The sequence below is a fragment of the Nocardia sp. NPDC004604 genome (genome assembly GCF_040609795.1).
GTDB lineage: Bacteria > Actinomycetota > Actinomycetes > Mycobacteriales > Mycobacteriaceae > Nocardia.
On sequence record NZ_JBEXLC010000203.1, the window covers coordinates 1 to 12883 of the forward strand.

The window sequence follows — 12883 nt, forward strand, 5'->3', positions numbered from 1 at the left end:
CTCGTGCACCGCGTACGCCGCGACCACCAGATCGACCGAACGCCGCAGGCCAAGGGCGACGAGCGTTTCCGGACCGACACCGGCTTCGATGAGTCGACGCGCCAACCGGTGCACCCGCGCACCGAATTCGGCATACGTCAGCGAGGTTCCGGTCGCCGGATCCACGATCGCGACCGCATCCGGCGTGGCCGCCGCCTGCCTGGCGAACTCGTCCACCAGTGTGCCGACCGCACCCAGCGCACGCTCGGTGTCGTTCCAACCACGCAGCGCCAGTTCGGTTTCCCGCTCGTCGAGCAGGCCGATATCGCCGATGGCCCGATCCGGTTCGGCCGCAACGGCCCGCAGCAGCCGGTTGAACCGGTGCCCGAATTCGGCCATGGTGTCGGCGTCGAACAGATCGGTGGCGTAGATCAATTCGGCGGTGATGCCCGACGGCGCGACCGTGGTGGCACCGGCACCGTTGGCGGTGCTGGTCGGGGTCGCGGTCTGCTCCGAAAGCACCAGCTGCAGATCGAACTTGGCCACATCGATGGGCAGTTCGACGCCGCTGACGGTGAGTCCGGGCAGTTCCAGCCTGTTCTGGCCGGTGTTCTGGAACGAGAGCATCACCTGGAACAGCGGATGCCGCGCCTGCGAACGGGCCGGGTTCAGAATCTCCACCAGGCGTTCGAACGGCAGGTCCGCATGCCCGAATGCGCTGATATCGATGCCGCGCACGGTGCGCAGCAACTCGGTGAAGGTGGCCTCGCCCTCGATCGGGGTCCGCAGCACCAGGGTGTTGACGAACATGCCGATGAGGTCGTCGAGTGCGCGTTCACCACGGCCCGCGACCGGGGTGCCGATCGCGATATCTTCCTCACCGGACATACGAGCCAACAGAACCGCCAGCGCGGTGTGCGCGACCATGAACAGCGTCGCGCCCCTGCTGCGGGCGAGTTCGGTGAGCTTGCCGTGGGTTTCGGCATCGATCTCGAAGACATGCGTCGCACCGCGACCCGATGCCACCGCCGGACGCGGCCGGTCGGCGGGCAGGTCGAGCTGTTCGGGCAGCCCGCGCAGGGCCTTCGACCAGAACTCGATCTGCCCGGAGATCACCGACTCCGGATCGGTTTCGGCGCCGAGCACCTCGCGCTGCCACAGCGCGTAGTCCGCGTACTGCACCTCGAGTGGCCGCCAGGCGGGTTCGCCGCCGTCGACGCGGGCGGCATAGGCGGTCATCACATCGCGGGTGAGCGGGCCCATCGAGAAGCCGTCGGCCGAAATGTGGTGCACCACGAGGGCCAGCACATGTTCGGTCGGGCTGATCTCGAACAGCCGGGCCCGGAACGGGACCTCGGCGGTGACATCGAAGCCGCTCAGCATGACCTCGGCAAGGCGCCGCGGCAGTTCGGCTTCGGTGACATCGACCGGCGTCAGATCCGGGATCACCTTGCCGGTGGAGACGGTCAGCTGGTACGCGGTGCCGTCGACCTCCGGGTAGTAGGTCCGCAGCGATTCGTGGCGGGCCAGCACATCGGCGACCGCGATCTGCAGTGCCTGCCGGTCCAGCAGACCGGAAAGCCGCACCGCGGCCGGGATATTGTCCACGGCGGATTCCGGATCGAAGCGGTTGAGGAACCACATGCGCTGCTGCGCCAGCGACAGCGGCACCCGCTCGGGGCGCTGCTGTGGCACCAGGGCCGCCCGCGCACCGGCACCGGCCCGCGACTCCGCACGGGCCGCGAGTGCCGCCACCGAGGAGGCCTCGAAGAGTTCGCGGACACCGAGATCGGTATCCAGTGCGGCCGAGAGCCGGGCGGCGACCTGGGTGGCGCTGAGCGAGTTGCCGCCGAGCGCGAAGAAGTCATCGTCGAGACCCACGCGCTTCAGGCCGAGCACATCGGCGTAGGTGGCGGCGATGATCTCCTCGACCGGTGTGGTCGGCGCACGGAATACCGCGGCCTCGAATACCGGTGCGGGCAGTGCCTTGCGGTCCAGCTTGCCGGAGGCGTTGAGCGGGAATTCGTCGAGCACGATGACGACCGAGGGCACCATATAGGCGGGCAGCTGCCGCCCCAGATCCTCGCGCAATGTCTCGATATCCAGCCGCAGGTTCGGCGTCGCGATGACGTAGGCCACGAGCTGATCGCCGGTGTGCTGATCACCGCGCACGACGACCACGGCCTGGGCGACCTCGTCCAGCGCGGTGAGCGCCTGCTCGATCTCGCCGAGTTCGATGCGCAGACCGCGCAACTTCACCTGGAAGTCGGTGCGGCCCAAGTACTCCAGCTCACCGTCGGCCGTCCAGGCCACCAGGTCGCCGGTGCGGTACATGCGCGCGCCCGCGCCGCCGAACGGGTTGGCCACGAAACGGTCGCTGGTCAGATCCGGGCGTGCGACATAGCCGCGCGCCAGCTGAGTACCCGCGAGGTACAGCTCACCCGCGACACCGACCGGCACCGGGCGCAGCCGCGAATCCAGCACGTACACCTGGGTATTGAAGACCGGCGCACCGATCGGCACGGTGTCGGAATCGGTCGCGACCACCTGGTGGAAGGTGACGTCGACCGCGGCCTCGGTCGGACCGTACAGGTTGTGCAGAGCCGCACCGGTCAACTCGCGCAGGCGATGCGCGGGTTTGGGCGGCAGCGCCTCACCGGAGGCGAAGACCAGCCGCAGCGACTCACACCGCCCGGCCGCCGCATCGGCCACGAAGACCGAGAGCAGGGACGGCACGAAGTGGGTGACGGTGACCCGCTCGGCGGTGATGATCTCGGCGAGGTAGGCCGGATCGCGATGTCCGTCCGGGCGCGCAACGACCAGGCGCGCACCGATCTGCAACGGCCAGAAGAACTCCCACACCGAGACGTCGAACGTCGCGGGCGTCTTCTGCAGTACGGCATCGGCGCCGGTCAGACCGTAGGCCGACTGCATCCACACCAGGCGGTTCACGATCGCCGCATGGCTGACCGCGACGCCCTTCGGACGACCGGTCGAACCCGAGGTGAAGATCACGTAGGCGGTATTCGACGGACGCAGCGGTGCCCACCGTTCCGCGTCGGTGACCGGCTCATCCGACAGCCCGAACAGGTCGAGCAGGTCGATGCGCACCTGGGCGGTATCGATCTTCAGATCGTCGCCGGAGGTCAGCACGCAGACCGGATCGGCGGTGGCGAGAATGTATTCCGTGCGGTCGGCCGGATGATCCGGATCCAGCGGCACATACGCGCCACCGGCCACGGTCACCGCATACATGCCGACCACCAGATCGATGGAGCGCCGCATGCCAAGGGCCACATACGATTCCGGGCCGACACCGCGTTCGATGAGCCAGCGCGCCAAACCGAAGACCCGGGAGCCGAATTCGGCGTAGGTCAGACTCGTCCCCTCGAACGTCAGCGCGGTCGCGTCCGGGGTCGCGGCGAGCTGGGCCTCGAACATCGAGACCAGCGTGGCCGCATCGGCTACCTGGTGCGCGGTGTCGTTCCACTCCGACACCACCAGCTCGCGCTCGGCGGTATCGAGCAGTTCGATATCCCCGACGGGCACGGCGGGTTCGGTGGTGATCGCGGTCAGCACCCGGACCAGTCGATCGGCAATGCGGCGCACCGTCTGCTCGTCGAACAGGTCGCGCAGGTAGCCCGCGCGGATCCGCAGCTGCGTGTCCAGCTGCGCGATCAGGGTCAACGGGTAGTGGGTGGCGTCGGCGGCCTGCATATCGATGACCGCCATGCCATCGATATCGGCGGCTTGGGCCCGGATGCCCTCGGCATCGACCGGGTAGGACTCGAAGACCACCAGCGTGTCGAACAGACCACCGATACCGGCGGCGGACTGGATATCGGCCAGGCCGACATAGTGGTGATCGAGCAGATCCGCCTGCTCGCCCTGGGTACGGGTCAGCAACTCGCCCGCCGATTCCGACGGATCGAAGCGCACCCGCACCGGAACGGTATTGATGAACAGGCCGACCATCGATTCGACACCGGTGAGCTGCGCCGGACGCCCGGACACCGTGGTACCGAACAGCACATCGTCACGGCTGGTCATTCGGGCGATCAGGATGCCCCAGGCGACCTGCAGCACGGTATTCGGCGTGACACCGAGGGATGCGGCCAGTTCGGTCAGTCGCGCGGTCGCCCGCTCGTCGAGTTCGAAGAAGTATTCGCCCGACAGCGAGGTGATCTCGCGGCCCGCATCCGGACGCGACAGCAGCGTGGGTTCGCTGACACCGCGCAGCGCATCGGTCCACGCGGCCACCGAGGCCGCATGATCCTGCTGCCTGGTCCATTCCAGGAAGTGCCGGTAGGAGCGCACCGCGGGCAGCACATTGGCATCGGCGTGGGCCGCATAGAGCACCAGCAGATCCCGCATGAGCAGCGGCATGGACCAGCCGTCGAGCAGGATGTGGTGGTTGGAGACCACGAACTGCCAGCGGTCGGACGCCACCTGGATCAGGGTGAACCGGATCAGCGGCGGCACGGTCAGATCGAAACGCTGGGCGCGGTCCGCGGCGATGAGGTCGGCGCCGTCGCCGGATTCGATCCGGTCGTGCTCGGCCCAGGCGACGCGGACGCTGTCGAGCACCACCTGCACCGGGTTGCCGTCGTTATCGGTGACGAATGCGGTGCGCAGATTCTCGTAGCGATCCACCAGAGCCTGTGCGGCCGAACGCAATCGGGTCGCGTCCACCCGTCCGGTGAGCGTCAGCACGGCCTGCGCGGTGTAGACGTCCACCGAGGTGGCGGCCAGGCGCGCGTGGAAGAGCAGACCCGCCTGCAGCGCCGAGAGTGGCCAGATATCGGCCAAGGCCGGGAAGCGCTGCTCCCAGTTGTCGATATCGCGCTGGGTCGAGCGCACCAGGGCAAAATCGGACGGCGTGTGCCCACCGGCGCCGTTCGAATTGGCATGCCGGGCAACCGCTTCCAGCGCGGTGGTCCACAGCTCGCCGAATTCGCGGACCTGCGCGGCGTCCAGCAGCGTGGTCGGGTAGCCGATATTCGCGGTCAGCTTGTCGCCGACCACGATGGCATTGATATCCAGCGGCGCCATCGCGGGCGTATCCGCGTCGTAGGCGCCGCCGAGCGCGCCGAGTTCCGCGGCCGGGATCCAGCCGAAGCCACGCAGCGCCTCGGGCACATCGCCCTCGGAGACGCGGCCCAGGTAGTTGAAGCTCACCTGGCCCGGCTGTGCGGCGGGCAGTTCGGTGGCGGTCGCCGCGTTCATATAGCGCAGCAGGCCGTAGCCGATGCCCTTGTCCGGCACCGCGAGCAGCTGTTCCTTGACCGCCTTGACGGCCTTGCCCAGGGCCGGGCCGCCGGTCAGCGCGGCATCGATATCGATACCGGACAGATCGAAGCGAACCGGGAAGATCGCGGTGAACCAGCCGACCGTGCGGGACAGATCGGCGCCGGGCACGATGTCCTCTTCGCGGCCATGGCCTTCCAGGCGGAGCAACAGGGCGTCGTCGGTGCGGTTGCCGGTGCGGCGCGCGCGCCACTTCGCGGTCGCCAGGGCGAGCGCGGTGAGCAGACCGTCGTTGACACCGCCGTGGAACAGTGCGGGCACCGTGGTCAACAGCGCCTTGGTGACCTCGGCGGACACCTCGACCTGCAGCTTGTCGATGACACCCGAGGTATCCACGGTCGGATCCATCGGCCGCTCGGTCAGCAGCGGATCCGCCGTCGCGACCACCGAACGCCAGTAGTCGAGTTCGGCCACCCGCCGGGCACTTTCGGCCTCGCTCTGCAATGCGTGCGCCCAGGCCCGCATCGAGGTGGCGGGCGCGACGAGCTGCGGATCCTGGCCTGCGGTGAGCTGGCCCCATGCGGTGACGAAGTCCGGCACCAGGATGCGCCAGGAAACACCGTCCACCACCAGGTGATGCGCGGCCACGATGAGTCGGCCGCCGCGGCTGCCGTCCGATGGCTCCAGCCAGACGAACCGGATCACCACGCCAGCGGCCGGATCCAGTAGATCCAGCGAGGCATCCAGCGCGGCGGCGGCGATTTCGACCAGTCCGGCCGTGTCCACACCCGCATCGAATTCGGTGCGGTCGATCAGCGCTTCGACGTCGACCGTGCCAGGTGCGGCGGTGTCGACGATCCAGTCGTCACCGTCACGGTAGAGCCGCGCCCGCAGCATGTCGTGGCGATCGATCACCGCGCCAACGGTTCTCGCGATACCGGCCCGATCGATGCCGACCGGCAGCTCGAGTGCCATGGTCTGGTTGAACCGGCCGAACGAGCCGTCGCGCTCGGCCATGAAGCGGACCACCGGGGTCAGCGGCATGGCGCCGATGCCACCACCGGGCAGCTCGGCCAGCGTCTCGACACTGGATTCGGTGCTGTCGGCGGTCTCGGCGACCGCGGCGAGTCCGGCCACGGTGCGCTGTTCGAAGACGTGGCGCGGGGTGAAGACGACACCGCGCGCCTTGGCCCGCGAGACCAGCTGAATGGAGACGATGCTGTCGCCGCCGAGTGCGAAGAACGAATCGTCGACACCGACGCGATCCACGCCGAGCACCTCGGCGAAGACCTCGGCGATGGTGTGCTCGATCGGGGTGCGCGGCGCACGGAAGACGACCTCGGTCGCGAATACCGGCTCCGGCAGCGCCTTGCGGTCCAGCTTGCCGACCGGGGTCAGCGGGACGTGGTCGATCACCATCACCGACGACGGCACCATATAGGCGGGCAGGCGCTCTTCGACATGTGCGGTCAGCTCGGCCACATCGATCGAATGCCCCTGCGCCGCAACCACATACGACACCAGCGAGGTCACGCCCCCGGTGCTCTTGTGGCCGACGGTGACGGCGAAGTCGACGGTCTCGTGCGAAGCCAGCGCGGCGTCGATCTCACCGAGTTCGATGCGGAAGCCGCGCACCTTGACCTGGAAGTCGGAGCGGCCGACATACTCGACCTCAGCGCTGTTTGTCCATCGCACCACGTCACCGGTGCGGTACATCCGTGCACCCGCAACGTACGGGTTCGCCACGAAGCGGTCTGCGGTCAGCCCGGCCCGCGCGTGGTAGCCGCGCGCCAGTTGGATACCCGAGATGTAGAGCTCACCCGCGACCCCCACCGGAACGGGCTGCAACCGGTTGTCGAGGATCAGCGACTGGATACCGCGGATCGGACCGCCGATCGGCATCGGATCACCCGCCGCCAGTGGATCACTGATGTTGACCACCATGGCGGTCTCGGTCGGGCCGTAAACATTGTGGAAGCGGCGAATCGTGCCGTCCGCCAGTGGTGTCGCCCATTTCGCGATGAGCTCCGGCGGGTAGGCCTCGCCACCGACCGCCAGCACGCGCAATGCGTCGAGTCCGGTCGGATCGAGCGTCGCCAGCGCGGCGGGCGTGATGAAGACGTGTGAGACGCGCTCGGCGCGCAGTAGTTCGGCCAACTCCTCGCCGCCGTAGACACCGGTCGGCACCACCACGAGCGCACCGCCCGGCCCGAGGGCGAGCAGCAGCTCGAGGATCGAGGCGTCGAAGCTCGGCGAGGCAAAATGCAGTGCGCGGGATTCGGCATCGAGTCGGTAGTTCTCGATCTGCGCGGTACTGAAGTTCGCCAGCACCGCATGCGAGACCACGACACCCTTGGGCACACCGGTGGAACCGGAGGTGTAGATGACGTATGCCGGGTTCTCCGGGCGAAGCGGCCGGACCCGGTCGGCGTCGGTGATCGGGCCGGCATCGAAGGCATCGAGATCGAGATCCTCGAGCACCAGCCAGCGCACCGAATCCGGCAGACCCGCAAGTGCCGAGGCCACCGTAATACCCACCGGTGAGGCGGAATCGGTGACCATATGTGCGATGCGATCGGCCGGATAGGTCGGATCGACGGGCACGAAAGCCGCACCGGTCTTGGACACCGACAGGGCGACGAACACCGAATCCGCGGACCGCGGCACACCGACCGCGACCAGATCCTCGGTGCCGACGCCCTCGGCGATCAGCAAGCGGGCCAAGCGGTTCGAGCGCTCGTCCAGCTGCCCATAGGTCACCGTGTCGCCACGGAACACCAGCGCGGGCGCCTGCGGATCGCGCGCAGCGGCTGCGGTCAACAGATCCGGCAGCGTGCGCGGGGCGACGGCGGGAGCGCCGGTGCGGGCGATGAGATCGGCCCGCTCCTGGGCATCGAGCACATCGATGGTGCCCACCGTGACCGTCGGGTCGGCGGCGATGGCCTCGAGTACGCGCCGCCACCGTTGGGTGATCAGCGCGGCGCTCGACTCGTCGAACAACTCGGTGGCGTAGGTGAGCGCCAGCGTCATTCCGGTGGAACCGGTGTCCGACAGTGTGAATTGCAGGTCGAACCGGGCGACGTTCTCTTCGAGGTCCAGTGCGGACACCGAAAGACCGGGCAGTTCCAGCGCGGTCCGGTCCAGGTTCTGGAACGCGAGCATTACCTGGAACAGCGGATTGCGCGCCTGGGAGCGTTCCGGCGCGAGCAGTTCCACGAGGCGTTCGAATGGCACGTCCGCGTTGCCGAAGGCGTCCAGGTCGCTGGACCGCACCCGATCCAGCAGTTCGCTGAACGATTCGGACTGGTCGACACCTGTGCGCAGCACGAGCGTATTGACGAACATACCGACCAGATCGTCGAGCGCCTGCTCACCGCGTCCCGCGATCGGCGAACCGACGGCGATATCGTCGGTGCCCGACAACCGGGCCAGCAGCACCGTGAGCGCGCTGTGCATCACCATGAACAGCGACGCACCGCGTTGCCGTGCAATGGCTTCCAGCGCCGCGATCAGTTCGGCGGGCAGTTCGGTCTGCAGGGTCGCGCCGCGATGCGAGGCGATCGCGGGGCGCGGCCGGTCGGTGGGCAGCGGCAGTTCGTCGGGCACACCATCGAGCACGCGCTGCCAGTGCGCGACCTGACGCGCCATCAGCGATGCCGGATCGTCCTCGGAGCCGAGCACCTCCCGCTGCCAGATCGCGAAGTCCGCGTACTGCACCGACAGCGGCGCCCAACCGGGCGCGGCGTCCTGGGTGCGTGCGCTGTAGGCGAGCATGACATCGCGGGTCAGCGGGCCCATGGAGAAGCCGTCGGCCGCGATGTGGTGCACCACCACCACGAGCACATGGTCGTCCGGACCCGCGGCGAACAGCCTGGTCCGCAGCGGAACCTGTTCGGAGACATCGAATCCGGTGGTGACGAACTCGGTGACCACCGCGGTCAGCTCGGCCGGATCGACCGAAACCGGCTGCAGATCCAGTGCGATCGCGTCGGCGGGCACGATCACCTGTACCGGGGTGCCACCGTGCTCCGGGTAGCGGGTACGCAGCGATTCGTGCCTGCGCACCACATCCGCCACCGCCAAGCGCAGCGCATCGGTATCCAATGCGCCGGTGAGCCGGATGGCGATCGGCAGGTTGTAGGCCGCCGATGTGGTGTCGTACTTGTTCAGGAACCACATGCGCTGCTGTGCGAACGACAGCGGCACCAGTTCGTCGGCCTTGCGCGGACGGGCGAGCAGCCGGGCCCGCGCGGCGCCGTCGGCATGCGATTCCACCCGGGCCGCAAGCCCTTCCACGGTGGAGGCCTCGAACAGCGCGCGCACCGGCACCGTGGTGCCCAGGGCCGCGCCGATCCGGGATACCACCCTGGTCGCGATGAGCGAGTTGCCGCCGAGGTCGAAGAAGTCGTCGTCGACGCCGACCCGGGGCAGGTCGAGCACATCGGCGAAGACCGCGGCCACCGTCTCCTGCACCGGGGTGACCGGGGCGCGGAATGCCTTGGCCTGCACCGCGGGTGCGGGCAGCGCGCGGCGGTCCAGCTTGCCGTTGACGGTCAACGGGATCCACTCGAGCCGCACCAGCGCCGCGGGCACCATATACGACGGAAGTCGTTGCGCCGCACCGCTGCGCACCACATCGAGGTCGGGGGTCACTTCGGGTTCGGCGACCACATAGGCCACGATCCGCTGATCGCCCGGCTGATCCTCGCGCACGATGACCGCGGCCTGGGCGATACCGGGCTGGGCCAGGATCGCCGATTCGATCTCACCGAGTTCGATGCGGAAACCGCGCACCTTCACCTGATCGTCGGCGCGACCGAGGTATTCGAGTTCGCCGAAGCGGTTCCAGCGCGCGAGGTCGCCGGAGCGGTACAGGCGCGTGCCCGCTGCATCGGCGTCGGCGAGCGGGTTCGCCACGAAGCGGGTGGTGGTCAGATCGGGGCGGCCGAGGTAGCCGCGGGCCAATTGCGGTCCCGCGACATACATTTCGCCCGCGACCCCGACCGGTACCGGCCGCAGCCGGTTGTCGAGCACGTACACGCGCAGACCCGCGATGGCACGGCCGACCACACTGCCGGAGGCGGCGGCGATGGTCGCGGCATCCAGCGCCCGGTAGGACACGTGCACCGTGGTCTCGGTGATGCCGTACATATTGACCAGCAGCGGAGCGGTCGGCGCGGAGCCCGCGGAGCGCTTCTTGCCGTCACCATGTCGGGCGACCCAATCGGCAAGTCTGCGCAGTTCGAGGGCTTCACCGCCGAAGACCACATAGCGCAGCGCCAGCGGTTCGGCATCCGGCGCGGCATTGCGATCCGCCTCGGCCAATTGGTAGAACGCGGACGGTGTCTGGTTGAGCACCGTGACCTGTTCCACCCGTAGCAGTTCCAGGAACTGTTCGGGCGAGCGCGAGGTGTAGTAATCGACGACCACCAGGGTGCCGCCGAACAGCAGCGGACCCCACAGCTCCCATACCGAGAAGTCGAAGGCGTAGGAGTGGAACAGCGTCCACACATCGTCGGGGCCGAAGCCGAAGTCGCGATCGGTATTGGCGAACAGCCGCACCACATTCCGGTGCGCGACCGCGACACCCTTCGGGCGTCCGGTCGAACCGGAGGTGTAGATCACGTACGCCACATTGTCTGGGGTGAGCGCCGCGAGGCGGTCGGCGTCGGTGATCGGGGCGTCGTCGGCGTCCTCGATATTGCCGGTCTCCACCGCGAATCCATCGAGGACCACGGTCGGCAGTTCGGCGGGCACGCTCACCTGGACCGTGGAATCGAGGATCACGCTGGTCGGACGCGAATCCGCGAGCACATAGGCGATGCGGTCGGCCGGGTAGGTCGGATCCACCGGCACATAGCCCGCACCGGTCTTCACCACCGCGAGCAGCGCGACCACCAGGTCGAGTGAGCGCGGCAGGATCACCGCGACCAGCGACTCCGGACCGGCGCCGTCGGCGATCAGCCTGCGCGCCAGCACATTCGCGCGCCGGTCCAGCTCGGCGTAGGTCAGCGATTCGATGCCGAACTTGGCCGCGGTATTGTCCGGATGCGCGGCCACCGCCTGCTCGAACAGATCCACCAGCGTGGTACCGGCAGCACTGAATCGCTCGGCGCTCGTGCCGATCTTGGCACTCGCGGGGCCCTGGGTGCGCGCGTTTACTTTGCCCAGCGCTGTCTCGACGGCCCCCCGTGCTGCCTCCGGGCCCGTCGCTCGCGCCAGGCTGTCCAATCCGGACGACACCCAGCGCTGCGAAACATTGAGCCGCTCGGCCTCACCGAGCAGATCGATATCGCCGATGACGATTTCGGGATCCTCGACCACGCTGCGCAGAATGCGCACCAGACGATCGGCGAAGGAGGTCACCGTCTCCGGATCGAACAGTTCGGTGGCGTAGTTCCACGACATGCCGAGCGCACCGTCGGCGGCCTCGCCAACGGTCAGCTGCACATCGAATTTGGCAGTGCCCGGATCGAATTCGACCACGGACAGCTCGACACCCGGCAGCGCGACGGTGCCCATATCGGCGGCCGATGCGGCCTCGAAGGTCAGCGCCACCTGGAACAGCGGGTGGTGCGCCTGCGACCGGGCCGGGCTGTGTCTACCCACCCCGGCGGCTCCGCCGCCTTGCCGTCCCCAGAGGACATCCACCAGCCGCTCGAACGGCACGTCGGCATTGGCGAAAGCCGCCAGATCGGTGCGCCGCACCTGGGCGAGCAAATCGCTGAACTTGGCGCCGGGATCGACCTCGTTGCGCAGCACCAGCGTATTGACGAACATGCCGACCAGGTCGTCGAGCGCGCGTTCACCGCGTCCGGCGATCGGGGTGCCGATGGCGATATCGGTGCTGTTGGACAGCCGGGCCGCCCAGGTCGCCAGCGCGGCATGGACCACCATGAACAGCGTGACCCCGCGGGCGCGGGCGAGTTCGGCCAGTGCGGCGTGCAATTCGGCGTCGACCGAGAAACCGTGGGTGCCACCGGCATTGGAGGCGACCTCGGGCCGCGCGCGGTCCGCGGGCAGCTCGATCTGATCGGGCAGGTCGGCCAGCTGCTCGGTCCAGTACGCGAGCTGCAGTGCCGCGACGGACTGCGGATCGTCCTCGCTGCCGAGCACCGCGCGCTGCCACAGCGCGTAGTCGGCGTACTGGACATCCAGTGGCGCCCACGCGGGCACCTCGCCACGGCTGCGCTGGGTGTAGGCCAGCACCACATCACGCAGCAGCGGGCGCAGCGAGAAGCCGTCACCGCTGATGTGGTGCATGACGAGCACCGCGACGTGGTTGTTGTCATCGATGCTTAGCAGGTTGGCCCGGAACGGCACCGCACTGGTCACATCGAAGTGCACACTGGCCAGCTCGACGATGCGCGCGGGCACCGCGGCGGGGGCGATCGTCTCGGCCGCCAGCTCGAAGCGCACCTCGTCGGTGTGCAGAATGTGCTGGTAGCCGGTGCCTTCCAGCTCCGGGTAGATGGTGCGCAGCGCCTCGTGGCGGGCCAGCACATCGCCGATGGCGGCGTTCAACGCGGCGATATCGACATCGCCGGTGAGCCGGATGGCGACCGGAATGTTGTTGACCGCGGTCTGGTTGTCGAAGCGGTTGAGGAACCACATCCGCTGCTGGGCCAGCGACAGCGGCACCAGCTCCGGGCGCGGC

The 12883-nt window shown here is 68.3% G+C and carries 1 protein-coding gene; it reads right to left on the minus strand.

The window, feature by feature from the left end:
• On the minus strand, positions 1-12883 hold a 12883-nt coding region (locus ABZW16_RS40100), incomplete at both ends, for an amino acid adenylation domain-containing protein (RefSeq protein WP_354961383.1).